Annotated in this window: 20 protein-coding genes and 1 pseudogene; 6 read left to right on the top strand and 15 right to left on the bottom strand. The window is 72.9% G+C overall.

Going from position 1 to position 26670, the window contains the following annotated elements; all coding sequences use genetic code 11:
• The first annotated feature begins 143 nt into the window (after positions 1-143).
• Positions 144-1127 carry a phosphatidylinositol-specific phospholipase C gene (locus tag ACIGQF_RS33425; RefSeq protein ID WP_399718251.1) on the top strand — a complete coding sequence of 328 codons (984 nt, stop codon included), beginning with the start codon at positions 144-146 and terminating at the stop codon, positions 1125-1127.
• A 146-nt stretch (positions 1128-1273) separates the two neighbouring features.
• Positions 1274-3184, top strand: coding sequence for a serine/threonine-protein kinase (locus ACIGQF_RS33420; protein WP_399718248.1), 1911 nt, complete (start codon positions 1274-1276; stop codon positions 3182-3184).
• 88 nt (positions 3185-3272) lie between these two features.
• On the opposite strand, the gene ACIGQF_RS33415 is transcribed toward ACIGQF_RS33420, so the two are convergent.
• Entirely contained in the window at positions 3273-4559 is a 1287-nt protein-coding gene (locus ACIGQF_RS33415; RefSeq protein ID WP_361553709.1) for an adenylosuccinate synthase, read from the bottom strand.
• A gap of 299 nt (positions 4560-4858) precedes the next feature.
• Here ACIGQF_RS33415 and ACIGQF_RS33410 point away from each other — a divergent pair, with 299 nt between their 5' ends.
• A complete protein-coding gene (locus tag ACIGQF_RS33410) occupies positions 4859-5812 on the top strand; it encodes a hypothetical protein (RefSeq protein ID WP_399718244.1) in 954 nt (317 codons plus the stop codon).
• Positions 5813-5893: 81 nt separating this feature from the next.
• Here the strand turns inward: ACIGQF_RS33410 and ACIGQF_RS33405 are convergent, their stop codons facing one another.
• Positions 5894-6424, bottom strand: coding sequence for a GbsR/MarR family transcriptional regulator (locus tag ACIGQF_RS33405; RefSeq protein WP_399718242.1), 531 nt, complete (start codon positions 6422-6424; stop codon positions 5894-5896).
• Positions 6425-6547: 123 nt separating this feature from the next.
• On the opposite strand from ACIGQF_RS33405, the gene ACIGQF_RS33400 reads away from it, so the two are divergent.
• A complete protein-coding gene (locus ACIGQF_RS33400) occupies positions 6548-7537 on the top strand; it encodes an ATP-binding cassette domain-containing protein (protein WP_399718239.1) in 990 nt (329 codons plus the stop codon).
• Positions 7534-9171 carry an ABC transporter permease gene (locus ACIGQF_RS33395; RefSeq protein ID WP_399718236.1) on the top strand — a complete coding sequence of 546 codons (1638 nt, stop codon included), beginning with the start codon at positions 7534-7536 and terminating at the stop codon, positions 9169-9171. Before ACIGQF_RS33400 ends, ACIGQF_RS33395 begins: the two co-directional genes overlap by 4 nt.
• A 410-nt stretch (positions 9172-9581) precedes the next feature.
• On the opposite strand, the gene ACIGQF_RS33390 is transcribed toward ACIGQF_RS33395, so the two are convergent.
• From ACIGQF_RS33390 to ACIGQF_RS33330, 13 genes and pseudogenes are all read right to left on the bottom strand, one after another.
• Positions 9582-10238, bottom strand: a complete 657-nt coding sequence (locus ACIGQF_RS33390) for a response regulator (RefSeq protein WP_399718233.1) — start codon at positions 10236-10238, stop codon at positions 9582-9584.
• A gap of 302 nt (positions 10239-10540) precedes the next feature.
• A pseudogene (locus ACIGQF_RS33385) lies at positions 10541-11809 on the bottom strand (sensor histidine kinase); the annotation flags it as partial.
• Positions 11810-12106: 297 nt separating this feature from the next.
• Positions 12107-13321, bottom strand: coding sequence for a cytochrome P450 (locus tag ACIGQF_RS33380; protein WP_399718230.1), 1215 nt, complete (start codon positions 13319-13321; stop codon positions 12107-12109).
• A gap of 94 nt (positions 13322-13415) precedes the next feature.
• Positions 13416-14438: an alpha/beta hydrolase family protein gene (locus ACIGQF_RS33375; RefSeq protein WP_399718226.1), complete on the bottom strand. Its 1023-nt coding sequence runs from the start codon at positions 14436-14438 to the stop codon at positions 13416-13418.
• A 28-nt stretch (positions 14439-14466) separates the two neighbouring features.
• Positions 14467-15807, bottom strand: coding sequence for a kynureninase (gene kynU, locus ACIGQF_RS33370; protein WP_399718223.1), 1341 nt, complete (start codon positions 15805-15807; stop codon positions 14467-14469).
• Between the two features lie 331 nt (positions 15808-16138).
• The gene (locus tag ACIGQF_RS33365; RefSeq protein ID WP_399718220.1) at positions 16139-17026 is read right to left on the bottom strand and encodes a tryptophan 2,3-dioxygenase family protein; all 888 of its coding nucleotides are present in this window, start codon (positions 17024-17026) and stop codon (positions 16139-16141) included.
• Between the two features lie 232 nt (positions 17027-17258).
• Positions 17259-17672, bottom strand: coding sequence for a DUF3151 domain-containing protein (locus ACIGQF_RS33360; RefSeq protein WP_361553682.1), 414 nt, complete (start codon positions 17670-17672; stop codon positions 17259-17261).
• Between the two features lie 380 nt (positions 17673-18052).
• Positions 18053-19075 (bottom strand): class II fructose-bisphosphate aldolase, encoded by a 1023-nt coding sequence (fbaA, locus tag ACIGQF_RS33355; protein WP_399718217.1) that lies wholly within the window; start codon positions 19073-19075, stop codon positions 18053-18055.
• A 246-nt stretch (positions 19076-19321) separates the two neighbouring features.
• A complete protein-coding gene (gene pyrE, locus ACIGQF_RS33350; RefSeq protein WP_361553676.1) occupies positions 19322-19864 on the bottom strand; it encodes an orotate phosphoribosyltransferase in 543 nt (180 codons plus the stop codon).
• 114 nt (positions 19865-19978) lie between these two features.
• Positions 19979-20830, bottom strand: coding sequence for an aldose 1-epimerase (locus ACIGQF_RS33345; protein WP_399718213.1), 852 nt, complete (start codon positions 20828-20830; stop codon positions 19979-19981).
• Between the two features lie 174 nt (positions 20831-21004).
• Complete coding sequence (locus ACIGQF_RS33340) at positions 21005-22069, bottom strand: CoxG family protein (RefSeq protein ID WP_399718210.1); 1065 nt, start codon at positions 22067-22069, stop codon at positions 21005-21007.
• A 329-nt stretch (positions 22070-22398) separates the two neighbouring features.
• On the bottom strand, positions 22399-24096 hold the full coding sequence (locus ACIGQF_RS33335) for a polyamine aminopropyltransferase (RefSeq protein WP_399718207.1): 1698 nt from the start codon (positions 24094-24096) through the stop codon (positions 22399-22401).
• A gap of 98 nt (positions 24097-24194) precedes the next feature.
• Entirely contained in the window at positions 24195-24713 is a 519-nt protein-coding gene (locus ACIGQF_RS33330; protein WP_399718204.1) for a DUF2617 family protein, read from the bottom strand.
• Between the two features lie 752 nt (positions 24714-25465).
• Between ACIGQF_RS33330 and ACIGQF_RS33325 the strand changes: the two genes are divergently transcribed.
• The gene (locus ACIGQF_RS33325) at positions 25466-26644 is read left to right on the top strand and encodes a pyridoxal phosphate-dependent aminotransferase (RefSeq protein WP_399718202.1); all 1179 of its coding nucleotides are present in this window, start codon (positions 25466-25468) and stop codon (positions 26642-26644) included.
• Positions 26645-26670: the final 26 nt, after the last annotated feature.

Here is a 26670-nt window from a genome sequence, read left to right as displayed (position 1 = left end):
GGCAACTGAGCGCCCCATGGGTTTCTTCAGTCCCGCCCGCCCCTGCTGTCGCTGCGGCTACTCTCCTGTTCACCACACGCAGCTCCGCCGCCGAGGCTCGTGCCGTGTGGTGCCGGGCCGCATGCCACTGGGAGGGGTTCCGCATGCCCATCAGCCGTCGAGGGTTCGTCGCCGCGGCCATGGCCGGCTCCGCCACCGCTCTGCTCGCCGGGGCGCCCGCCCGCGCGCTCACGGCCCCGACCGCCCCCGCTGCCGGCCGCTCCGCCGCGGCGGCCGACCCCGCCCGGTGGATGTCCGCGCTGTCGGACGGCATCACGCTGACCCGGCTGACCGTCCCGGGGACGCACGACACCTGTGCCACGGATCCGATGAACGGTACGGAGTGGTCGCACACCCAGAACATGGGCATACCGGAGCAACTGCGGCGCGGCATACGGTTCTTCGACATCCGCCTCGGTACGCCGCCGCCGGACGTGCCCGGTGAACTCGGCGTCTATCACGGGTCGTACTACCAGGACATCACGTTCAACACCGTCCTCGATCAGTGCCGCGACTTCCTGCGGTCCTCGCCGGGCGAAACCGTGCTGATGCGCGTCAAGAACGAGCACGGACTGACCGACGCCCAGCTCAGCGACAAGTTCGCCGAGTACCTCGGGCCGAAGGGGTACGGGGACCTCTTCGCCATCCGGCCCACGCTGCCGGCGCTCGGCACGGCCCGTGGCAAGGTCGTGCTGATCACCCAGTTCGCCTCCGGGCTGAGCGCGCCCGCCTGGCCCGCCGGCGACAACGGCACCTTCTCCAACGAGTGGTTCGAGCTGCAGGACCACTACGCGACATCGGTCGACACCAAGCGGCAGGACATCCTGCGGCACTTCGACGCCGCGACGTCCCATCAGGACTCCGACCGGCTCTACCTGAACTTCACCAGCCTCGCCCCGGACGCGGCCAACGGCTTCCGCTGGCCCAAGCACCTCGCCGACGCGGTCATGCCCGCCGTCCTGGACTACTTGGCCGCCCCTCGGCCCGGCGTCCACCTCGGCGTCGTCATCATGGACTTTCCCGAATTCCACCCCCCTGCCGTCGAGTCGCTGATCGCCCGCAACTTCCCCCCGACCACGACTGCCTGACCAACGCACCCGCCGGACCGATCGTTCCCGCCTCGTGACGCCCCGGCTGCCCACGTGCGATCCCCGGCCGCCTACGCTCGGCTGACGATGCCGTAACGCCACAGGACGCGACGGCAACGGCAGAGCGAACGGGGAGGGTGCCGGGCATGGACGGTCTCAAGGGGCTGACGGCCGAGGACCCGCGGACGATCGGCGCCTACCGCCTGCTCGGCCGGCTGGGCACCGGCGGCATGGGTCGGGTGTACCTGGCGCGCTCCGAGGGCGGCAGAACCGTGGCCGTGAAGCTGGTCAGGGCCGAACTGGCGGTCGAGCAGGAGTTCCGGGACCGGTTCCGGGCCGAGGTGGCGGCGGCGCGGCGCGTGGGCGGCAATTGGACCGCGCCCGTACTGGACGCCGACACCGAGGCGGACGTCCCGTGGGTGGCGACCGGGTACATCGCGGGCCCGTCGCTGAGCGAGGTCGTGGAGGGCACGTACGGGTCGCTGCCGGAGTACGGGGTCAGGCGGCTCGCCTACGGGCTGTCCAGCGCGCTGCTCGACATCCACGGCGTCGGCCTGGTGCACCGCGACCTCAAGCCGTCGAACGTCCTGCTGACCATCGACGGCCCCCGCGTCATCGACTTCGGTATCGCGCGGGCGCTGGACGCGGTGAGCGAGCACACCCAGACGCAGATGGGGATGGTCGTCGGCTCGCCGAGCTTCATGTCGCCCGAGCAGGTGCGCGGGGAGCGGGTCACGCCCGCCAGCGACGTCTTCTGCCTGGGTTCGGTGCTCGCGTACGCGGCGTCCGGGCGGATGCCCTTCGGCTCGCCGGCATCGGGCGTGCACGCGGTGATGTTCCGCGTCGCCGAGTCCGCGCCCGAACTGGACTCCGTGCCGAAGCACCTGCAGGAGCTGATCGGCAGCTGCCTGCTGAAGAACCCGGAAGAGCGGCCGACGCCGGAGGACATCGTCTCGGAGATCGGGCCGGTGTGCAGCGGCGGAGCGAGCTCGCCGTGGTTGCCGGCTCAGCTGGTCGCCCAGTTGGGGCAGCATGCCGTACGCCTGCTGGACGCGGATACGCCGCCTTCGGGGCAGCCGGCACGCGGACGTACGGAAGAGGCGGGCGGCGCGCCCCCTTCGAAGCGCTCGGAGTCACGGACGACGGTCCTGCCGGCCGGCTCGCGAACAACGTCGGGCAGCGCGTACGGGCCCGGCGGCGGGCCGGGTCCGGGCAGTCCGCACGCCGGCCCGGACGGCTCCGGAAGCGGCGCTCCTGCCCTCCTCCCGACCACGCCCCGGCGGCGCCGCTGGCCCCTGGCGCTGGGCGCTGTCGCCGTGGTGATCGCGACCGCCGGTGTGGCGACGTTCACCGTGCCCGCGCTGGGCGGCGGCGGGCGGAGCGGCGGCGGCTCCGACATCCCGGCGGCCTACGTGGGCACCTGGACCGGTGCCGTGGAGCGGGACGGCGTGCCCACGGGGCAGCAGCGGCGGTTCGTGATCTCGCACGGGTCCGTGGGCGAGGTGGTCGCCAACAGCATCAGCCTCGGCGCCACGTACGAGTGCAAGAGCGACGGGAAGCTCGTCTCCGTGTCGGACGCGGACGGGCTGCGGCTGGACACCACCGTGGTGCACTCCGCGCCCGAGGGGCGCTGCTCGGCGCTGGGTGAGCACAACCTGAAGCGCGGGCCCCGCGGCACTCTCGTGTGGAACGCGGCGGGCCGTACGGCGACGCTGCGGCCCGCGGGCCACGAGGTGGTGCCGACGGCGTATCTGGGCACATGGGAGCGGCCGAACGCCGATGGTGTGGGCACCCAGCGGGTGACGATCGAGCGCGCCCCCGTGGGCAGCGCCGCCGTGACCATCGAGGTGCGGGGCAGCGGCGGGCACTGCACGGCCCGTGCGGACTTCTACTCGGCCGACGGGAAGCTGACGGTCGGCCCCTCCGTGGTGCAGCGGCGCGCCCCCGGGTGCACGGCCAGCAGCTCCTCGTACTTCCGGATCGCGGACGACGGCTCGCTGGTGCGCGAGTTCCGCGGCAACGACAAGCAGCCGCGTTCCTACACGAAGGTGCAGTGAACGCGGCTGCCGGTCGTCACTCCGGGGTGGCCCGCCACAGGACGCGCGGCCCCCGTGGGGCAGGGGCCACGGGCCCCCTTCGGGTGCCTCAGTCCAGGAACGAGTTGATCTGGATCGTCTCGTCGCGGCCCGGGCCGACGCCGATGGCGGAGATCGGGGCGCCCGACATGTCCTCCAGCGCCTTCACGTACGCCTGGGCGTTCTTCGGGAGCTCGGCGAAGGTCTTGGCCTTGGTGATGTCCTCGGACCAGCCCGGGAGCATCTCGTAGACCGGCTTCGCATGGTGGAAGTCGCTCTGGTTGTGCGGCAGCTCCTCGACGCGCTTGCCGTCGATCTCGTAGGCGACGCAGACGGGGATCTGCTCCCAGCCGGTCAGCACGTCGAGCTTGGTCAGGAAGAAGTCGGTGAGGCCGTTGACACGGGTCGCGTAGCGGGCGATGACCGCGTCGAACCAGCCGCAGCGGCGGTCACGGCCGGTGGTCACACCGCGCTCGCCGCCGATGGTGCGCAGCGCCTCGCCGTCCTTGTCGAACAGCTCGGTCGGGAACGGGCCGGCGCCGACGCGCGTGGTGTACGCCTTCAGGATGCCGATGACCCGGTTGATCTTCGTCGGGCCGACGCCGGCACCGGTGCAGGCACCGCCGGCGGTCGGGTTCGACGAGGTCACGAAGGGGTACGTGCCGTGGTCGACGTCCAGGAGCGTGCCCTGGCCGCCCTCGAAGAGGACGACCTTGCCGTCGTCGATGGCGTCGTTGAGGATCAGGGTGGTGTCGGCGACGTAGCCCTTGATCTGGTCGGCGTAGCCGAGCATCTCCTCGACGACCTGCTCGGCGACCACCGCTCGGTGGTTGTAGAGCTTCGCGAGCACCTGGTTCTTGAAGTCGAGGGCCGCCTCGACCTTCTGGAGCAGGATCGACTCGTCGAAGAGGTCCTGCACCCGGATGCCGGTGCGGTTGATCTTGTCGGCGTAGGTCGGGCCGATGCCGCGTCCCGTGGTGCCGATCTTGCGCTTGCCGAGGAAGCGCTCCGTCACCTTGTCGACGGTGATGTTGTACGGCGTGATCAGGTGCGCGTTACCGCTGACCAGCAGCTTGGACGTGTCGACGCCGCGCTCGTTCAGTCCGCTCAGCTCGGAGAGCAGGACCGCCGGGTCGACGACGACGCCGTTACCGATGACCGGGGTGCACCCCGGCGAGAGGATCCCGGAAGGGAGCAGGTGCAGTGCGTACTTCTGGTCGCCCACAACGACCGTGTGGCCGGCATTGTTGCCGCCCTGGTAGCGCACTACATAGTCGACGGACCCACCGAGCAGGTCGGTGGCCTTTCCCTTGCCCTCGTCACCCCACTGAGCACCGAGCAGCACAAGTGCGGGCACAGGCGTACACCCCTTCCGGGCGGGGCATGTCCAACGTGCGAGCGGCTCACTGCCTGGTGCAGCCGCCGCGCGAGCCGTCGAACCGGTGCCCCGGATAGACGAAGCCCCTGGCGCAACAACGACAGGGGCTCTTGCACCGAGAGATTACCCAACATTTCTCTCGGGCGACGAACAGGACAATCGCGGGGCGCCCGGCCGGCGCCGGGGCACGGGGGCCTGCGGCGGTCGCGACGACCGTTTTGTCCCCTTCCCGTCCGAGTCCGTTCCCCGAGAGAACGCAAGCCCTAGGAAGGACCGAGGTGTCGGCTCCAGACCTTGCCGGGCGCTCCCTGCTCGTGGTCATCGACCCGGTCGCCCGCCGTGTGGACGGCGAGTCCGTACGCATCGCCAAGGACGTCCTGTGTGCGGCCGCGACCACGAAGATCTGCTTCCCGGACGACCCCGGAGAATTCGCCCGGGTGCTCGCCCGAAGGGGGCATCGCCGCCCCGTGGTGATCGGCGACGACCGCGCCCTGATGCGCACCGTCGAGCTGCTCCACAAGGAGCGTGAGCTGGCCCGGGTGGCGCTGTCGCTGGTGCCTGTCGGGGCGCCGGCCGGGGTGGCGCTGTGCCGGGCGCTGGGCGTCCCCACCGACACCGTGACCGCGGCGCGCGCCGTCCTGGACGGCCAGGAACGCGCCCTCGACCTGCTGTCCGACGACAGCGACGGGATCGTGCTGGGCGGGCTGCGCATCCCGGGCGGCGAACTGGCCGAGCAGCCCGCGCCGGAGCCGTGTGCGGCCGCCGAGGAGCCGGCCGTGCCCGCACAGCGGTCCTGGTGGATGCCGGCCGCGCGGACCGCGCGAGCGGCCCTCTCGCTGCTCACGGCGCCCGTCCCGGGTGGCGGCGGGGGGCGCGGCCGGCGCGGTGAGCGGGTGCTGCCGCGGCTGCGGGTGGAGGCGGACGGCGTGGTGCTGGCGGATCTGGACCGGCCGGTGCACCGGGTGTCGGTCACGCCGGTGGGGTGCACGGCGGCGCACGGCCTGGAACCGGGCGACGGGGCGGCGTGCGCGTCGCAGGAGCCGGAGGGGCTGGCCGAGGTGGTCGTGCAGTGGCAGGCAGCGGAGGCGCCGGTACGGGTACGGGCGCGGGCCGTGACGGTGTCCGGGCCGGATTTCCGGTACCGGGCCGACGCGGTGATCGGCGGGCCGGTCAGGACGCGGACGTGGACGGTCCAGCCGTCCGCGTGGCGGCTGACGCTGCCCCGGGAGTGATCTTGCGGCGGGGGTGACGCTTCTCACGCCCGGGACGGCGGGCGCGAAGAAGCCCGAGCGCCCGGTCGCAGGCGCGCGCCCTCACCGGGGGAGGCGGCCCTCGTCCTCGGCGTCCTGCTGCGCGCGCAGCTGATCGCGGTGCGCCCGCCAGCGCTCCATCATCACGGTCAGCTCCTGCTGCATGAACTCGAAGAACGCGAGGGTCTCGCCGACCCGGCGGCCCGCCGGTGAGCTCTGGCCGAGGCTCTCCACGCCCTCGCGCAGCGCGGTCTCCAGGCGGGTCATGTTGCTGTCCTTGCGGGTCAGCGCCTCGTGCCACTGCTCGCTGTGCACCCGGTACCGGTCGCGCCGGGAGCCGGGCTCGCGCTCCCGGCCGACCATCCCGACCTGCGCGAGGTAACGGATCGCCCCGGAGACGGCGGCGGGGCTGATGTGCAGCCGCTCGCTGATCTCCGCGGAGGTGAGCACGCCGGAGTCAGAGGCGAGCAGGCAGGAGAACACCCGGGCGGGCATCCGCTGCATCCCCGCGTCCACGAGCTGCGCGGCGAAACGCTCCACGAACTGGGAAATGGCCTCGTCGTCCCGCCGTTCCACCCTCTGCTCCTCGCTCATCTGCTCATCCTCTCCCGAACCCCCGGCGACCGGCGTCGCGCGCTCCGGCTCCGCCGCGCGTCCTCCAATTTTATACGCTTCCTTAACTTCACAAATTTGTGAAAGTAGCGTATGTTCAAAATCATGACCCCAGCATCCGACCCAGCAGCGGCGGTCCACGTCGCCGGTCTCCACAAGTCGTTCGGGCGCACCCGCGCGCTCGACGGTCTCGACCTCACCGTCACCCCCGGCGAGGTGCACGGCTTCCTCGGGCCCAACGGCGCCGGGAAGTCCACCACCATCCGCGTCCTGCTGGGCCTGCTGCGCGCCGACCGAGGAGACGCCCGCCTGCTGGGCAAGGACCCCTGGCACGACGCGGTCGCGCTGCACCGCCGCATCGCGTACGTACCCGGGGACGTGACGCTGTGGCGCAACCTCTCCGGCGGCGAGGTCATAGACCTGTACGGCAGGCTCCGCGGCGGACTCGACAACGCCCGCCGGGCGAAGCTGCTGGAGCGGTTCGAGCTCGACCCCACCAAGAAGGGGCGCACCTACTCCAAGGGGAACCGGCAGAAGGTCGCCCTGGTCGCCGCCTTCGCCTCCGACGCCGACCTGCTGATCCTCGATGAGCCGACCTCCGGCCTCGATCCGCTGATGGAGGAGGTCTTCCAGGAGTGCGTCCTGGAGGCGCGCGACCGCGGGCGTACGGTCCTGCTCTCCAGTCACCTCCTGTCCGAGGTCGAGGCGTTGTGCGACCGGGTCAGCATCATCCGCAAGGGCCGGACCGTGGAGAGCGGCTCCCTCGCCGAGCTCCGCCACCTCACCCGCACCTCCGTCTCCGCCGAACTGGCCGGCCCGCCCGACGGGCTGTCCCGCCTCGCCGGGGTGCACGACCTCGACGTCCAGGGCAGCCGGGTCCGGCTCCAGGTCGACGCCGACAAGCTCGACGCGGTGCTGCGCTCCCTCACCACCACCGGCGTGCGCAGCCTGACGAGTACGCCGCCGACGCTGGAGGAGCTGTTCCTGCGGCACTACCAGGACGAGTTGGGCGGCGAACCGGCCAACGGGGACCGCCGCGCCGGCGAGGCTCACGGCGCCACCCCGTCCGAAGCCGAAGGGATGACCTCGCGATGACCGCCGTGCTCGCCGGGCCCGCCGCCCGGAGCGGGAGCCGCGACCTGGCCGGAACCGGCACCCTGCTGCGTCTCGCGCTGCGCCGCGACCGGCTGATGATCCCCCTGTGGGTACTGCTGCTCGGCCTGACGATGGCCAGCCTCGGCGGCTCCTTCGAGGCGCTGTACGACACCGCGGCCAAACGCGCCGAGCTGGCTCACTCGATGAACGCCAACGTCTCGATGCGCGCGCTGTACGGGCCGGTGTTCGGCGACTCGATCGGCGGGCTGGTCGCCTGGCGGATGGCCGGCTTCGGGGCGGTGCTCGCCGCCGTCATGAGCCTGCTGATCGTCGTACGGCACACCAGGGAAGAGGAGGAGACGGGCCGTCAGGAGCTGCTGTCGGCCGCCATGGTCGGCCGCCGCGCGCCGATCACGGCCGCACTGCTGACCGCGCTCCTCGCCAACGTCGCGCTGGCGCTGGTCATCGCCGCCGGACTCACCGCGTCCGGTCAACCGGCAGCGGGGTCGCTGGCGCTGGGCCTGGCCGTCGGCGGCAGCGGCATCTTCTTCGCGGGCGTCGCCACCATCGCCGCCCAGCTCACCGAGAGCGCGCGGCTCGCCAAGGGGCTGACGGGCGCGGTCGTGGGCCTCGCCTTCGTCCTGCGGGCCGCGGGCGACGCCGCGACCGCCGACGGCTCCTCGCCGCTGACCTGGATCTCGCCGATCGGCTGGTCCCAGCATCTGCGTGCCTACGCCGGTGAACGCTGGTGGGTGCTGCTGCTGTTGGCCGCCGGCACCGTCCTCACGGCCTGCGCCGGGTACGCGCTGACCGCTCGGCGCGACATCGGGATGAGCTTCCTGCCCGCCCGGCCGGGACCGGCCCGCGCACCGGCTTCGCTGAACGGCGCGTTCGGCCTCGCCTGGCGGCTGCAGCGCATGACACTGCTCGGCTGGGCGGTCGGATTCGCGGTGGCCGGCGGGGTGTTCGGCGGCATCGCCGACGGTGCCGCCGACATGGTCGGCGACAACGAACAGACCCGGCGGATCCTGGAACGGATGGGCGGCGCCCAGGCGCTGACCGACACCTTCCTGGCCACGATGGTCGGCATGCTCGGGATGGTCGCGGCCCTCTACGCGACGGGCGCGGTGCTGCGGCTGCGCGCGGAGGAGACCGGCGACCGGGCCGAACCGGTACTGGCCTGCGCGGTCGGGCGGTTGCGCTGGACGGCGAGCCACCTGCTGATCGCGTTCCTCGGCACGGCCGTGGTGCTGGCGGCCGGCGGGGTGGGCCTGGCGATCGGGTACGGGAGCACCGTCGGAGACATGGGCGGTCGGTTCGGCTCGATCATGGGCGCGGCGCTGGCACAGATACCGGCGGTCTGGGTCCTGACCGGGCTCGCCACGTTCCTGTTCGGCGCCCTCCCGAAGTGGGCGGCGGCGGCCTGGGGGCTGGTCGGCGCGTCCTTGGCCCTCGGCTGGATCGGCCCCGCACTCGACCTCCCGCAGCGGGCGATGGACCTCTCCCCCTTCAGCCACCTCCCGAAGCTCCCGGGCGGCGACGTGACGGCCGCCCCCTTCCTGTGGCTGCTACTGATCGCCGCCGTGAGCACGGCCGTCGGCCTGGTGGGGGTGAGGCGCCGGGACATGGGGTGACCCCGGGGAGTGGGGGACGACGGGGAATGGGGTGGCGACGAGGGGCGACCCACGAGGGAGCGTGCCGGGGGAGGACGCGGGGAGAAGGCGCAGGGAGAGGGCACAGGGGGAGGTCGTGGGGACGGGCCCGGAAACGGGGGTGGGGCCCGCCCTCCCCTTCGGCCCTTCCCCGTCAGCCCTTCCCCGTCGGCCCTCCCCGTCGCTCCCATCCCGGCGGTCTCTTCCCGGCGGTCTCTTCCCTCCGGAATCTTGCCTTCGGTTCGCCCCGCACCCTTTCGGTGGTGGTCGGTCGCTGACCCCACAGTGATATCCACACCCTGTGGATATCGTTCGGGGTTTACCGGCAGGAGGCCCCGGGGGCTGGCGGTGGGGGGTGGAGGGGTGGGGGGGAGACGGGTGGGGGCGGTGGCTCAGGCGCCCGGTGTCACCAGGCCGGTTTCGTAGGCGAAGACGGCGGCCTGGGTGCGGTCGCGGAGGCCCAGCTTCACCAGGATGCGGCTCACATGCGTCTTGATCGTGGATTCGGCGATGACGAGGTGCGCGGCGATCTCACCGTTCGACAGGCCCTGGGCGACCAGTACCAGGACCTCGGTCTCCCGTTCCGTGAGGTCGCCGACGCGGTCCTGGGCGGGCGGCCGGGGCGTGCCCAGCCGGGAGAACTCCGAAATCAGCCGCTTGGTGACGGTCGGCGCGAGAAGCGCTTCGCCGGACGCGACGATCCGTACGCCCTCGGCCAGCTGGCCGGCGGAGGCGTCCTTGAGGAGGAAGCCGCTGGCTCCCGCGCGGAGCGCTTGGTAGACGTACTCGTCCAGGTCGAACGTGGTCAGGACCAGCACCTTGGCGTCCGCGTCAGCGGCGACGATCTCGCGGGTGGCGTCGAGGCCGTTGACCTCCGGCATGCGGATGTCCATCAGGACGACGTCCGGGCGGAGTGCGGCGACCTGTTCGACCGCGTCGCGGCCGTTCACCGCCTCGCCGACGACCTCGATGTCCGGCATCGCGTTGAGCAGGACCGAGAAGCCCTCGCGGACCATCACCTGGTCGTCGACGATCAGGACTCTGATCATTCCTGCGGCCTCTCCGGCGAGGTGTCCGGCTTGTTCAGCGACACGGTGGGCTGGGATGAGTCGACGCTCCGGCGTGAATCGGTGGGCGGGGAGTCGGTGGGCGGGGAGTCGGCGGGCGGGGAGTCGGCGGGCGGGGAGTCGGCGGGCGGGCGAGCGGTGGGGTACTGCGGGGTGGCGTGCCGCATCGGGCGGGTGGGGGATGGTGACGGCTCCTTCGTACCAGAAGAAGCGGGTGTCCCAGTCGCACCGTGCCCGGACGGTCCCCGTCCCTGGTCGCGAGTCGCTCCGGTCTCCCTCGGTGTCCCGGTCGTCGCCGACGAGTCGGACGGTTCCGGTGTGGGGGCTGCCGGGAGGAAGACCGTGACCTCGTAGCCGCCGTCCTCCGTCGGGCCGTTGATCATCTCGCCGTTGAGCATGCCGACGCGTTCGTGCATGCCGAGGACGCCGTGGCCCGCGCCGGGCGACGGCTTGGCCAGGCGGTTCGCGGGGCCGTTGACGATACGGAGGCCGAGACCGCCGAGGACGTACGCGACTTCCACCCGGGCCTCGGCGCCCGGCGCGTGCCGCAGGGCGTTGCTCAGCGCCTCCTGGATGATCCGGTACGCCGACAGTTCGACGCCCTGCGGCAGTTGTCGTACCGCACCGGTGACGACGGCCGTGACGTCGAGCCCCGCCCCGCGCACGCTGTCCAGCAGTCCGTCCAGGTCGGCGAGGGTGGGCTGCGGGGCCTCCGGGCCGGCGAAGGCGTCCGGGTCCTCGGAGCGCACGACGCCGAGGATGCGCCGCAGTTCGGTGAGCGCGGCCACGGCGTTCTCGCGGATCGTCGAGAAGGCGGTCGCCAGCTCGGGAGGCGTGTCGGTCACCCGGTACGGCGCGGCCTCCGCCTGGATGGCGATCACCGACATGTGGTGCGCGACGACGTCGTGCAGCTCGCGGGCGATGGTCGCGCGCTCCTCCAGCGTGGTACGCCGCGACCGCTCCACCGCGGTGACCGTACGGGTCTCCTCGACCTGCTGCCGTTCCTCACGCCACGCGCGGACGGCCGCGGCCGCCAGCAGCACGACCCCGCTCGCCACCGCCACCTGCGGCAGCAGGGAGGTGTCGGAACCGAGGATGGTGGTGCCGGGCGTGAGCACGGCGAACGTCACCGTCCACATCGCCGCCGCCAGGCGGGGCCGGGTACGCAGGACGACCAGGGTCATCGTCGCGAGGTGCCCCATGACGGCGAGCGCCCAGGCGCCTCCGCCGCCGCCCAGCAACCCGAAACACACGGCCAGCAGCGACACCCAGAACGCCCCCACCGGGCGGACGAGTGTCATCGCCGTCGGGCCCGCCACGAGCACACCGAAGATCAGGGTGAACAGGGACGGCCCGACGGAGCTCACCTGCACGGCGAACATCAGCAGCACGAAGGCGTAGCCGAGGACCACCGCGTGCGGTGTCCAGCGCAGACAGCGGCCCACCCGGGGCGGCAGCCACGGCACCAGGGCCGCCACCCGGTCGGCGTCCAGCGGGGGCAGCGGGCGGAAGGCGAAGGGGTGGGAGAACAGGTCGCGGCGGAGGCCGCTCAGCACGCCGCTCACGATGCGTGCTTCGGGGTTCGGGCCGGTCCGGGCGTACCCGGCATCGCCCTGCTTCCGGCGGCTGCCGTCCACAAACTGAGGAGTCTCGTTCACGCACACCACCGTATGTACGGGGACGGTCTGCGGCGTCCGGCCCGATGGGGATCTGCGCGGGTCCGTCTCAAGTACTACACGCCACCGGCGGCGCCTCGGCCCGCCGCCTCAGGCACTCCCCCTACCCTTGCCCCTGGCGCCCGGCGGCACTGCGCCCGGTGGCCTGCGGCTGCGGCTGCACTGCGCTCCCCCTCAGATCTCCACCAGGAGTTCCCGCACCCCCCTGATCACGAAGTTCGGCTTCCAGGTGGGCTCGGTGGTGAGGCGGAGGGTGGGGGCGGCGCGGAGCAGGGCGCCGAAGGAGGCGGCCAGTTCGAGGCGCGCGAGCGGGGCGCCCAGGCAGTAGTGGATGCCGGCGCCGAGGGCGACGTGCGGGTTGTCCGGGCGGGAGAGGTCCAGCTCCTCCGGCCGGTCGAAGCGCGCCGGGTCGCGGTTGGCCGCGCCGAAGAGGAGGGCGACCTCCGCTCCGCGCGGGATGACCGTGCCGTCGAGCTCGATGTCGTCGAGCACCCAGCGTTCGAAGAGCTGGAGCGGGGTGGCGTACCGCAGCAGTTCCTCGATGGCGGTGGGGAGCAGCGCATCCGGGGCTGCGCGGAGTGCGGCGAGCTGTCCGGGGTTCCGGAAGAGGGCGAGCCAGCCGTTGGTGGTGGTGTTGACGGTGGCTTCGTGGCCGGCGTTGAGGAGCAGCGCGCAGGTGGAGATCATTTCCTGCTCGGTCAGCCGGTCGCCCTCGTCGTGGGCGGCGATCAGACCGCTGATCAGGTCTTCGCCCGGCTCCTTGCGCCGGGCGGCGATGAGTTCGCGGAGATAGGCGGAGAATTCGAGGGAGGCCTCCACCGCGCGGCGTGCCGTCTCCTCCGGCGGGTTCAGCTCGTACATGCCGCAGATGGCACCGGACCAGGGGCGCAGCAGGTGGCGGTCGGCCTCGGGGATGCCGAGCATTTCGGCGATGACCGCGACCGGGAGGGGTTCGGCGACCGCGGTCAGCAGGTCACCGCCGCCCGCCGCGACGAAGTCGTCGACCAGTCCGTCGGCCAGCGCGCGGACGACGGGGGTCAGCTGCTCGACGGTACGGGGCGTGAACGCCTTGGACACCAGGCGGCGCAGCCGGGTGTGGTCGGGGACTTCCGTGTCGAGCAGGGAGTTGCTGTTGAGGGCGTGGAAGGGCTCGTGTGCGGCTGGGGGCGGGGTGCGGCCGAATTCCTCGTGGGTGAAGCGGTGCAGGTAGGTGCGGCCGAGGCGGCGGTCCCGCAGGAGTGCGCCGACGTCGGCGTGGTGCGGTACGAGCCACTGGTCGGAGGGCGGGAAGTAGTGCACGCGGCCGGCGGTGCGCAGTTCGGCGAGGCCGGGGTAGGGGTCGGCGACGAACTCGGGCGACCAGGGGGCGAATGCGGCTACGGCTGCCATGGGGGGACGGTACCGCCGGGGACGGCCCGCGGGTCAGGGCCGTACAGTCGGATTCCCTGCGGGTCAGGGGCCGTACAGCCGGATTCCCCGCCGGTCAGGGGCCGGTGCGGCCGGGTTGCCCGTCGCCCGGGGCGACTTCCGGGGCGCCTCCCGGAGCGGCTCCCGCGGCGGTGCGCAGCGCCTCGCGCAGTGCTTCGCGCAGCGCGGCGAAGGCGTCCGTGCCCGGTGTGACGGCGGCGTAGTGCCCCACACCGGGCAGTTCACGCAGCACGACGGGGGCCGTGCCGTCGGCGTGCGCCGCCACGTACCGGCGCGACAGTTCCACCGGTACGTCGGGGTCGTCCGTACCGTGCAGGAGCGTCACCGGTACGCGGGGCGTCAGCCGTACGGGGTCGGTCTCGGCGATGCGGGCCGTCAGCGCCGCCGGCGTGAGCGGTGCGGGCGTGAGCGGTACGCGCGTGCCCGCACCGCTCAAGGACTCCGCCACCGCACCGCTGCTCAGGAACTCCGCCACCGCGCCGTTGCTCAGGCCCAGTTCGTGGGCGCGGGCGAGGTCGGCGACCGGGGCGAGGGCGACGGCCGCGGTGAGGGGGCCGGGGCGCGCGGCGGCCCAGAGGGCGAGGTGCCCGCCGGCGGAGTGGCCGGCGACGAGCACAGGCGTGCCCGCGGGAACCTCCGCGGCCGCCGCCCGTACCGCGTGGGTCACGTCGTCGAACGTCTCCGGAAGTCCGCCGCCTCCGCCCGCGCGGCGGTACTCGGCGAGCGCGACGTACAGGCCGTGCCGGGCCAGCGCTGCGGCCGCCGGCGACAGGTGCGTACGGTCGTAGGCCACACGCCAGAAGCCGCCGTGCAGCAGCACGACCAGCGGCGCGGTCCGGCCGTCGGCCGATGAGGCAGGTGCCATGGCCGACGAGGCGGATGCCGTCGCGGACGAGGCAGGTGCCGTGGCCGGCGGCCGGTACAGGTCGACGACCTGGTCCGGGTGGCCGCCGTAGACGAGACGGTCGTCCGGCGCGACGGGCGGGAGGCCCAGCAACGCGGCCTCCTCATCCCCCGCCAAGCCCTCCACGGCTCCCTCCTCCACCGCCAAGCCCTCGTCCCGCGCAGGGTCGCTCATGTCGTGACCAGCCCCTGTTCCAGGTCGCTCATATCGTGACCGGGCCCTGTTCCGGGCCGCCCGCGGCGACCGCGGAGGCGCTGCCGTCACCGGGGACGTACGCCACGATCTCGGCGAGGGTCCGGGCTGCGTGTTCCGCGTCGGCGAAGGAGGTGTAGAGCGGGGTGAAGCCGAAGCGCAGCACGTCGGGGTGGCGGAAGTCGCCGATCACACCGTGCCGGATCAGTTCGCCCATCACCTCGGCGGCCCCGGCGCACTCCAGCGCGACCTGGCTGCCGCGTTCGTCGTGCCGTTCCGGGGTCACCGAACGCACCCGGCCGCGGGGCACATAGGCCCGTACGCAGGCGAGGAAGAAGTCGGTGAGCGCGAGGCTCTTGGCGCGTACGTCCTCGATGGCGACGCCCTCCCAGACCTCCAGCGCGGCTTCCAGGGCGAGCAGCGAGAGGATGTCCGGGGTGCCGACGCGGCCGCGTTCGACGCCCGGTGCGGGGGTGTACTCGGGGTCCATGCCGAAGGGGTCGGCGTGGGAGTTCCAGCCGGGCAGCGGTGAGTCGAAGCGCGGCTGGTGTTCGGCCCGGATGTACAGGTAGGCGGGGGCGCCGGGGCCGCCGTTGAGGTACTTGTACGTGCAGCCGACCGCGAGGTCCACGCCGTGCGCGTCCAGGTCGACGGGCAGGGCGCCCGCGCTGTGGCACAGGTCCCAGACGGCGAGGGCGCCCGCTTCGTGCAGGGCGGCGGTGATGCCGGGCAGGTCGTTGAGCCGTCCGCTGCGGTAGTCGACGTGGTTGACGAGCGCGGCGGCGGTACGGTCCGACGCTTCGGCGGGCATCAGCGCGGCTTCGACGGGGCGCAGCGTGCAGCCGGTGAGGCGGGCGGCGGACTTGGCGATGTAGCCGTCGGTCGGGAAGGTCGCGGCGTCGACGAGGATCTCGTCCCGCCGGACACCGTTGGCCGCCGGGCCGGCCTCGTCGGCCATGCGTACGGCGGCGACCAGGGCCTTGAAGACGTTGATGCTGGTGGAGTCGCCGACCACGACCTGGCCGGGGGCGGCGCCGAGGAGCGGGGCGATACGGTCACCGATCCGCTCGGGCGCGGTCCACCAGCCGGATTCCGACCAGGAGCGGATGCGCAGCTCGCCCCATTCGCGGGAGATGACCTCGCGGACCCGCTCGGGGACCGCGTGCGGGAGCGCGCCGAGGGAGTTGCCGTCGAGGTAGACCGCCTCGTCGAGCACGAACTCCGTGCGCTTGGCGCGCAGGGGGTCGTCGGCGTCCATGCGCGCGGCGTGGGCGGCGAAGTCGTCGCGGACGGCTGCCGCGGCGACGGCGTGACCGGACAGGGTGTCGCCGATGTCGGTGATGTCTGCCATGTCGGCCCCATTGGCCGATGCGGGCGGATCGATTCTGTTGGTGGTCGCGCCACCCTCGGTGCTCTGGTTCTGCTGCACGTCGTCACCCTCCGCCGCTGCCCGGCCGTATCGCTGTGTGGTGCGGGGCCGCTCGTCTCCGGTCTCCTCGCCCTGTCCTGCGGGGCCCGGCCGCGTCGCTGTGCCCTGGGGGCCGGGACCGTTCGGGCCCGGCCCACCCGGCTCCTCACCGACGGGCTGGCCGACGGCGGCCGGCCCGTCGACGACAACCGCCTGCCCCCTCACGGGTGCCCCGTCCCGCGGGGTCGAGTACCGCTGTTGGGCGATCGGCCGGTCAGACATGGCTCCGGGCCGTCCACAGCTCCGGGAAAACGTTCTTGCGGGCCCGCTTCTCCAGCCAGGCCACACCGGACGAACCGCCGGTGCCCATCTTCGCGCCCATCGCCCGGCGGGTGGCGACCAGGTGGTCGTTGCGCCAGCGCCAGACCAGTTCGGCGACGTCGGTGAGGACCTCGCCGAGCGCGATCAGCTCGCTCCGCGGGTCGCCGGCGTAGACCTCGGTCCAGGCGGCCTCGACGGCGGGGTTCGGCTCGTACTTGAGCGTGGGGTCGCGGTGCAGAACGGACACCGGGACGGCGTATCCGCGGCGGTCCAGCAGCCGCAGCACCTCGTCCCACAGGCTCGGCTCGTGCAGCGCCTTCTCCAGCTCGGCGTACTCGCGGGGCGCGCCGCGGTGCGGGACGAGCATCGACGCGGACTTCTCGCCGAGCAGGAACTCCAGCCGCCGGTACATCGCGGACTGGAAGCCGGAGCCGTCGCCGAGGGCGCCGCGGTAGGCGTTGAACTGCGCGGGGGTCAGCCGGGCCAGCGGCTTCCACGCGGCGTTGAGCGCTTCCAGCTCGTACGTGGAGCGGCGCAGCGCGTCGATCGCGGTGGGCAGGTCGTCGCCGCGCAGGGCCTGGGCCGCGGTGTGCCACTCGTGGACGATGACGGTGAACCACAACTCCATGACCTGGGTGGTCACCAGGAAGGCCATCTCTCCGGGGTCGTCGGAGAGCAGGTGCTGGGAGTGCGTGAGCAGCTCCGCCTGGACGTAGTCCTCGTACGGGGTGGTGCCCGCGAAGTCGAGATTCGGGTCCGCCTCGGCCTGGCCGCCGACCGGGCAGCGCGGGGCCGGCTCCGGGGACGGGGACGCCTGGGACGCTGATGACGAGTACGACATCAGGAACTCCTCGTGATGCATGCCTCCGGGTAGCGGTCCGCCCCTTCCTGTCGGCATCGGAGCCCCGGTCCCCTCGTCAGGTCCGGCTCACCGGACCTGTTGCGCATCTTCCGCAACTCTCCGGGGTTTGGCAAGGGCAGCCCCGGCCGACTCGCGGGGCCCGAACCGGCTCAGGACCGGCCGGAAAATGTCGCCGGCCGGTCCTGAGCGGGTCGTCTCCCGGGTGGGTACCTCAGGAGAGCGTGTCGGCGGCGGTCGGCGAGGACTCGCGCAGGAAGGTCGTGCAGCGCTCGTACTCCTCCTGCTCGCCGATCGCCTGGGCGGCGCGGGCGAGCGCGTGCAGCGCCCGCAGGAAGCCGCGGTTCGGCTCGTGCTCGAACGGGACCGGGCCATGGCCCTTCCAGCCGGCCCGGCGCAGCGAGTCCAGGCCGCGGTGGTAGCCCGTGCGGGCGTACGCGTAGGACTCGACGGTCCGGCCGGCCTGGAAGGCGTCGTCCGCCAGCTGTGCCCAGACCAGCGAGGACGCCGGGTACTTCGCGGCGACGTCGGCCGGAGCGGTGCCCGCGGCGAGCAGCTCGCGGGGCTCCGGGTCGTCGGGCAGATGGGTCGGGGGCGGTCCCCCGAGCAGGTTCTCGTGAATGGCCATGAGTCCAAGTCTGCCTGGTCCGTGCGGCGGGCGATGCCTCGGAGGTGGCCGTTCGGCCGGGCGCACGGAGGATCGTCCACGCGCGCAGCTGACCCGGCCGCACCACCGTGTGCGGCGCCGGGCCGATCTCCCGCCATCCGGCCCACCGAGTACGCCACCCGGCCCGCCGAGTACGGCCCGGTCACGGCCCCGGCATGCCGAAGGGCCCCGTACGCATGATCCTCTGCGTACGGGGCCCTTCGGCATGCTTCTCGGCGTGCTCTGCCGCAGGCGCCGGTGCTGTGCGGCGCCGGTGCTGTGCGGCGCCGGTGCTGTGCGGCGCCGGTGCTGTGCGGCGCCGGTGCTGTGCGGCGCCGGTGCTGTGCGGCGCCGCGCCGAAGTTACTTGATCTTGGTGCCGGTGGAGCGCAGGTTGGCGCAGGCCTCGGTGACGCGCTTGGCCATGCCGGCCTCGGCCAGCTTGCCCCAGCTGCGCGGGTCGTAGACCTTCTTGTTGCCGACCTCGCCGTCGACCTTCAGGACGCCGTCGTAGTTGCGGAACATGTGGTCCGCGATCGGGCGGGTGAAGGCGTACTGGGTGTCGGTGTCGAGGTTCATCTTCACGACGCCGTTCTCCAGCGCGGTGGCGATCTCCTGCTCGGTGGAGCCGGAGCCGCCGTGGAAGACGAAGTCGAACGGGGACTGCTTGCCGTACTTGGCGCCGACGCCCTCCTGGAGGTCCTTGAGGAGCTCGGGGCGGAGGACGACGTTGCCCGGCTTGTAGACGCCGTGCACGTTGCCGAAGGAGGCGGCGAGCAGGTAGCGGCCCTTCTCGCCCAGGCCCAGCGCCTCGGCGGTGCGGATCGCGTCGTCGACGGTGGTGTACAGCTCGTCGTTGATCTCGTGGGAGACGCCGTCCTCCTCGCCACCGGTCGGGGTGATCTCGACCTCAAGAATGATCTTGGCGGCGGCGGCCTTGGCCAGCAGCTCCTGGCCGATGGAGAGGTTGTCGGCAAGGTTCTCGGCCGAGCCGTCCCACATGTGGGACTGGAAGAGCGGGTTCTCGCCCTTGGCCACGCGCTCGGCGGAGATGTCGATCAGCGGGCGGACGTAGCCGTCCAGCTTGTCCTTGGGGCAGTGGTCGGTGTGCAGCGCGACGGTGATGCCGTACTTCGCCGCCACGACGTGCGCGAACTCGGCCAGGGCGACGGCGCCGGTCACCATGTCCTTGCTGTACTGGCCGCCCAGGAACTCCGCACCGCCCGTGGAGATCTGGATGATGCCGTCACTCTCGGCCTCGGCGAAACCGCGCAGCGCCGCGTGCAGCGTCTGGGTCGAGGTCACGTTGATGGCCGGGTAGGCGAACTTGCCTGCCTTCGCCCGGTCGAGCATCTCGTTGTAGATCTCGGGGGTTGCGATGGGCATCTGTCCGCTCCTTGTGTGTGCGGGTACCGGGTACGTTCTGGGCCCTGACCAGGGGGCGACGTCATCGTCGCGGCCCATCTTCCCAGACTTGCCGGATACCTCCACATCGCGCCGCCACCCGGACGGCGCAAAGGGCGGGCTGTTTCACGTGAAACAGCCCGCCCCGTGGCGAAACCGCAGGTCACCGCGCGCACCACCGAAAAACTCGGTCCGGCGCCGACCTCGCCGGCGTGACCGCCGGATCTCTCAGGCGAGATCCAGGTCGGTGAGCTGGTAACCGGTGATGTACTTCAGGCCGGCTCCGGCGATGGCCGACTCGGCGCCGCGGTCGACGATCGTCGCGACGGCGACGACCTCGGCGCCCGCCTCACGGGCCGCCTCGACGGCGGTCAGCGGGGAGCCGCCGGTGGTGGAGGTGTCCTCGACCACCAGGACACGGCGGCCCTTGATGTCCGGGCCCTCGATACGGCGCTGCATGCCGTGGGTCTTCTGGGACTTGCGGACCACGAAGGCGTCCAGCTTCTGCCCGCGCGCGGCGGCGGCGTGCAGCATCGACGTCGCGACCGGGTCGGCGCCGAGCGTGAGCCCGCCGACCGCGTCGTAGTCGAGGTCGGCGGTGATGTCCAGCATCACCTGGCCGACCAGCGGCGCTGCCTCGGCGTCCAGGGTGATCCGGCGCAGGTCGATGTAGTAATCGGCTTCCTTGCCGGAGGAAAGCGTCACCTTGCCGTGCACCACGGCCTTGTTCTTGATCTGCCGCAGCAGCTCGCCACGTACGTCGTCGGTCATGCGCACGAGCTTAGGACAGCGCGGGGACCGGTTCCGGACACGGCTCCGCGACGCCCGCCGGAGCCGGTCCCGAAACGCTACCGGCCCCGGAAGGCGCCGGGAGGAGCATGCCGGTCAGGCCAGTGAACGCCAGGTCCAGGTCGTGGAGATCTCCAGCGGGTCGATGGGCGTGACCAGGCGCGGCAGGGTGTTCAGCCCGTTGGGCGGGCCGGACTGCGGCTCCACGCACACGGCCTCCTCCTGCTCGTCGTACACCACCACCCACTCGGCACGGCTGGTGACCTTCAGCTCCAGGCGGCCCGGCCAGGTGAGGGTGACGTCCACGCCCTGCGGCATGCCGAAGCAGTCGTCCCAGGGGCCGGGACGGGGGTCGACGCGCTGCCCGGTCGGGAGGTGGTCGGGCCCGCGCTCCTCCTGCCACTCGGGCTCGAAGTCGATGCGGACGCCCTCACCGCCGTCGCCGAGGTCGCGGAGGAACCAGGGGTGCCAGCCGGCCTGCGCCGGGAAGGAGTCGCCGTACGTCTCGACGCCCATGCTCAGCGTCAGCGAACCGCCGTCCTCGGCCAGCTCCACCAGCTGGGTGACCTTGCCGGGGTACGGCCAGGGCGCGGCCGGGTCGTCCAGGTCGTACGTGAAGGCACCGGTGGTCCCGGTCGTGCGCGCGGTACGCCAGGAGAGGTTACGGCCGTTGCCGTGGATGGCGTGCGGCGGGGAGTTCACCGGCATCTGGTGCGTCTCGCCGCCGTTGCGGAACCGACCGTTCTCGATCCGGCCGCACCACGGCACCATCGGGAAGCAGCCGTACTTGTCGCCCTGCCTGAGCAGCTCCGTGCCGCCGATCCGCAGACTCTCGATGCGGCAGCCGTTGTCCGGGCGGACGGCCACCTCGGTGTCCCCGGCGGCCAGCCGTACGGTGCGCGCCACGCGCGACTTGCGGGCGGGCTCTGTGCGGTTCTCAGTGCTCACGGCTCGACCTTAACGGTGTGGCGGGTGAGCGGCGGCCCGGGCACGCGGGTCCGGAGCCGCGGTCAGCAGCGGGCCGGGACCGGACCCCGGAGCCGTGGCCAGCAGCAGTCCGGACAAGCAGGCCCCGGAACCGCGCTCGGCAACAGACCGGGCACACGGGCCCGGGAACCACGCTCAGCGGCGGCGGCGCAGGACCCGGCCGACCACTACGGCGGAGGCCAGGACGACGGCCGCCGCGGGGGCCGCCCAGCGGAGGGTGGCCGAGGCGGTCGAGGCGTCGGGCGCGGGCACGGGGGCGTAGCGGCCGCGCGGCGGGGCATGGTCGACCTCCTCCGCGCTGCGGCCGATCATCGTCCGGCGGGCGTGTGCGGCCTCGGCGGGCGGCTCGGCGGGAATGCCCAGCTCCTCCTCGGCGAGCGGGTCCAGCGAGGAGGGCGGGATCTCGGTCTCGAAGACGCCGGACCGCGGCGGCGCGTCCACCAGGTCGCCCACCTCGTCCACGTCCTCCGCGTCGGCGTCGTCCACTCCGGTGACGTCGTCGGGGTCGTCCTCGGCGCCCGGTTCCCTGCCCCCGTCCGCCCCGCCGAGGGCGTCGGCGGCGTCGTCCTCGGCGAGCACGTCGTCCTCGTCACCGGCCGGGTCCGCACCGGTCGCGCCGGACTCCTCGGGCACGTCCGCCGGCTCGCCCCCGAAGACCGCCAGCCCGTCGGCGGCCGTCGTGGCCCCGGCCGCCGGCCCCGCGCCCGGCGCGGCCTGCGCGTCGGACCCGTCCGGCTCCCCCGCGGCGACCGGCCGGAGCGACAGGTCCTCGGTGAGAGTGGTGGCGAAACGCTCCAGGAGGCGGCGCCCGGCCGAGCGGACGGCGTCGTCGGCGGCGCCCGCGAGACGTCCCCCGGACCGCAGGGCCGCGGTGCAGGAGAGTGTCGTGCCCTTGCCGCCCTCGTCGGGTGCCACCCGGACGGTGACGTCCAGCTCGGCGAAGCCGTCGCCGCGCACCTCCGTGCCGCGCAGCGCGGCGTCGAACACGTCCGGCTCGCCGTCGCGCGGGGTCACCCGCAGCGATCCGCGGTAGGTGATGGTGGAGCCGCCGACCCGCAGCCGCAGCCGGCCCTCCGGAACTCCGGGCGCGTGGTCCGCGTCGAGCTGGGCGCCCGGGACACAGCGAGCCAGGCGTTCCGGCTCGGTGAGCGCCTGCCGCACCGTGCCGACGGGAAACGGAACGTACACCTCATGCTCCATGACATCGGAGCCTACCCAGCACGCCCCGCACCGTGCCTGCTCCCGCGCAACTTTCTCGGCATGCCGTCGCTGTCCCCGACGCGGTCACCCGCCGTACCCCGGATGCACCAGGGCCGGCGGCGGCAGGCCCGGCAGACGGGCCCGGTCCGGGGCGAGGCGGACCGGCCCCGGGGCGAGCACGGTTCGGGCCGAGGCAGGGCCGGTACCGGCATGGCGCGGCCCGCCAGGACGAAGTCCCGGTCCCGGACGGACCCGGGGCCGTGCCGCCGTCGCGGGCCGTGCCGCCGTCGCGGGCCGTGCCGCCGTCGCCGTCACCGTCCGGGACGCGGTCACCCGCCGTACCGCGGATGCACCAGGGTCGACGGCGGCAGGCCCGGCGGGCGGGCCCGGTCCGGGGCGAGGCGGGCGGCACGCAGGGCGGCCGGGGTCAGGGAGCGCAGGGGCGGTGCGGTGGGCGAGAGGGCCGGTACCGGGGTGGCGCGGCCCGCCAGGACGAAGCCCCAGTCCCGGGCGGACCCGGATGCCGTACCGCCGGCGGTGCCGGACTGGCCCCGGTCGGGGCCGCCCGAGAACGCGTGGCGGCGGCCCTCTGTCCGGTACGCGGCGGTGCGCAGGCCCGCGGCGCGCACGGTCGCCTCGACCGTCCAGAAGTTGCGCGGCCGGGCACGGGGCGGGCCCGCGTGCACCGCCAGCCGGCCGTCCGGAGCCAGCACCCGGGCCGCGAGCCCGTAGAACTCCTGGGAGTACAGCTTGGTGCCGGCGGTGATGGCGGGGTCGGGCAGGTCGGAGAGGATCACGTCGTACGGGCCGTCGCGGCGCACCTCGTGCCGGGCGCCCCAGCGCAGCCAGTCGAAGACGTCGGCGGTCACCACGCGCACCCGCGGGTCGTCGAGCGCGTGGCGGTTCAGCCGGGCGAGGCCGGGGTCGGTGCGGGCCAGCCGGACCAGGGCGGCGTCGCGTTCGACGACGGTGACGGACTCGACGTCGGCGTAGCGGAGCAGTTCGCGCGCGGCGAGGCCGTCGCCGCCGCCGAGGACGAGCACCCGGCCGTGCGGACCGCCCGCCATCGCCGGGTGGACGAGCGCTTCGCGGTACCGGAACTCGTCGATCGCGCTGGCCCGCAGCCGGCCGTCGAGGTAGAGCGCGAGGGGCGTACGGACGGCCTCGCCGCCGCTCCGGCCCGCGCGCCCGCCGCCCGTGCCGCCGGTCAGCACGACTTCCTGCACCTCCGTCTGGAGGGCGACCCGCGGCTCGGTGGCGTACACCGCTTCGCGCGCGGCCCGTTCGAAGGGGCCGGCCAGCACCGTGCACGTGGCGAGCAGCGCGAGCACCAGGACGTTGGCGGCCAGCAGCGACCGGCGGGCCCACGGGGAGAGGTCGCGGCCGAACAGTCCGAGGACGAGCGCGCCGCCCGCGACGGCGTTCACCCCGCCGGTGACCAGGGCGCCCGTGAGCTGACCGAGCACCGGCAGCAGCAGGAAGGGGAAGGCGAGTCCGCCGACCAGCGCGCCCACGTAGTCCGCCGCGAAGAGATCGGCGACCGCGCCGCCCGCGTCCTGGTTGCGGATGCGCTGGATGAGCGTCATCAGCAGGGGCACCTCGGCGCCGATGAGTACGCCGATCAGCAGCGAGAAGCCGACCAGCACGGGCCGGGACTGGCCGAACCAGGCGAAGGAGGCGTACAGCGCCATCGCCGAGACGCCCCCGACCAGGGCCAGCGCCGCCTCGACCGCGCCGAAGCCGACCGCGGCCCGGCAGCGCAGCCGTTTGGCCAGCAGCGAGCCGACGCCCATCGCGAAGACCATCACGGAGAGCACGACGGAGGCCTGGGTCACGGAGTCGCCGACCAGGTAGGAGGAGAGGGCGACCAGCTCCAGTTCGTACACCAGGCCGCAGGCGGCGCAGAGAAAGACCACGGCGAGGACGAGGAGACGGCCGATTCCGGCCGGTACCGGCAGCCGCGGTGGTCTGACGATCTCCGGCGGCCTGCGGGCGCCGGAGGTGAGGGCCGCTGGCGGATCGATCATGTTGCGAACGCTACGTGACGCCCCTGTCGCGCCTCGTCACCCACAGGAGTGCATTGGATTCGCGCGGAACGGACGCCGCGCCACCGCCGCGCTCCCGTTCACAGCGCCGCCACCGCCCGAACGCCCACGCGCGTACGGGTCGCCACCAGCCGGCCTTCCTGCGGGTAGGCGTGCCAGGTCCGCCAGCGCACCTGGCCGCCGTCGCGTTGCGCAAGCATCGCGGTGAAGGCGTGCGGCGCACCGGGGAACGTCCCGGCGAGGCCGTACGGATGCTCGGCCACCAGTGCGAGCAACTCCTGTGCCCTGCCTGCGAAAGAGCCGCGCGAGAGCGTCTCCACATGCGCGGCGAATTCGTACTCCCAGTCGCCGATGCGTTTGGCCACACCGAGCGGGAGCGGGGTGCTGCTGCCGGGCATGCACGCCACCGTCTCCGAACAACTGCCGTGCTCCTCCTGGAGAAGCACCTGATGCGAGGCGCCGAGCAGTCTCAACTGAACACTGGCGTCACCCAATTGCAGGTCGAGGACGGCGAGGGCGGGCAACGGCTCCCGGCCGAGTGCCCAGGCGAGGTCGGCTGCACGGGTGTCGGTGTAGGCGGTCTTGATGGTGGTGAGCATGGGTCGGCTCCGCAAGCACGCAGTGGATGGTGGGCCGGCCCGCCCCGGAGGAGGACCAGGGATACGACTTACCGGCTGCCGGCTCGTGACCACGTGGGGTCCGAGAACTGGTGGATTCTCACAAGAGAGGGAATCATGAAACTCGCGGGGCCCACAGCCTTTTTACCCATCTTCGCCGGGTTTCCATCCCTCAGAGGGCCTCTCAGTTCAGTTGTTCAACATGCTTGCGCCCGGCGGTTGTTGAGAACCACCGGGCGCATATGCTGTGGGGCATGAGCCGGTTGCATGTTCCATACCGGCCAACCGCGCGACCGCTTCAGGACGCGCGGGGGAGCCGCTCAGGAACCGCCGCCTCCGCCTCCCCCGCAGCCGCCACCGCCACCGCCACCGCCACCGCACGACGAGCCGCCACCGCAGGACGAGCCCCCGCCGCACGACGAGCCGCCGTGATGACCGTGGTGGCCGCCGCCGGACCCGCCGTCACCGGCCCACCAGGACCCGGACGAAGAGCCGCCGCCCCCCGCGGCCCAGCCCCGCCTCTTGTTGCGGCCCCGCGGCGACTCGTTGGCCGCGGCCGTCTTCGCCATCCAGACCACAGCCGCCACAAATGCGCAGATCACCAGGAAAATCACAAAGCCCGCCATGTGCCTCACCCCCGTACATCGTTTCTTGCGTGCGGATCACATGCCCGGCCTCGCTGATCCCAAAAGCGGAGTTGAGGAACTCCAGAGGTTCGGCGGAGGATGACGCCCATGGGACGACCGCTGCTCAACCGCCGCCTGGCCGAATTCGGAACGACGATCTTCGCCGAGATGTCCGCGCTCGCCGTGCGGACCGGCTCCATCAACCTCGGCCAGGGTTTCCCCGACACCGACGGGCCCGAAGAGGTCCGCGAAGCAGCGGTACGCGCGCTGCGCGACGGCCGCGGGAACCAGTACCCGCCGGGCCCCGGCATCCCCGAGCTGCGCACCGCCGTCACCGCCCACCAGCGGCGCTGGTACGGCCTGACGTACGACCCCGACACGGAGGTGCTGGTCACCGCGGGCGCCACCGAGGCCATCGCCGCGTCCCTGCTGGCGCTGCTGGAGCCCGGCGACGAGGTGATCGCGCTGGAGCCGTACTACGACTCGTACGCCGCGTGCATCGCGATGGCCGGTGCCACCCGCGTGCCGGTCACCCTGCGCCCCTCCGTCGAGGACGCTTGCTACCGCCTCGACCTGGACGAACTGCGTGACGCGGTCACCGACCGCACCCGCCTCATCCTCCTCAACACCCCGCACAACCCCACCGGTACCGTCCTCAGCCGCGACGAGCTGGCGGCCGTCGCCGAGCTGGCGTGCGAGCGCGACCTGCTCGTCGTCACCGACGAGGTCTACGAGCACCTGGTGTTCGAGGGCGAGCACGTGCCGCTGGCGTCCTTCCCCGGGATGCGCGAGCGCACGGTCTCCATCGGCAGCGCGGGCAAGACCTTCTCCTTCACCGGCTGGAAGGTCGGCTGGGTCACCGGCTCGCCCGAGCTGGTGAGCGCGGTCCGCTCCGCCAAGCAGTTCCTCACCTACGTCTCGGCCGGCCCGTTCCAGTACGCCGTCGCCGAGGCGCTCGCGCTGCCCGACTCCTACTTCCACGGGCTGCGCGAGGACATGCGCCGCAAGCGGGACATCCTTGCCGACGGGCTGGCGGAGGCGGGCTTCCGGGTCTATCGCCCGAGCGGCACGTATTTCATCACCACCGACATCACCGCGCTCGGCGAGCAGGACGGCCTGGCGTTCTGCCTGGGCCTGCCCGAGCGCTGCGGTGTGGTCGCGGTGCCGAACGCCGTCTTCTACGACGACAAGGCGGCGGGGCGCAGCCTCGTACGGTTCGCCTTCTGCAAGAAGGACGAGGTGCTGCGCGAGGCGGCAACCCGGCTCAAGCAGCTGTCCGGCAGCTGATCCCGCGTGCGCGAGGGCCCCGGAGC

This window comes from Streptomyces sp. NPDC053560 (genome assembly GCF_044544605.1).
Classification (GTDB): domain Bacteria; phylum Actinomycetota; class Actinomycetes; order Streptomycetales; family Streptomycetaceae; genus Streptomyces.
Note: the sequence above shows the minus strand (reverse complement) of the source record. Positions and strands in the feature narration are given on the sequence as shown.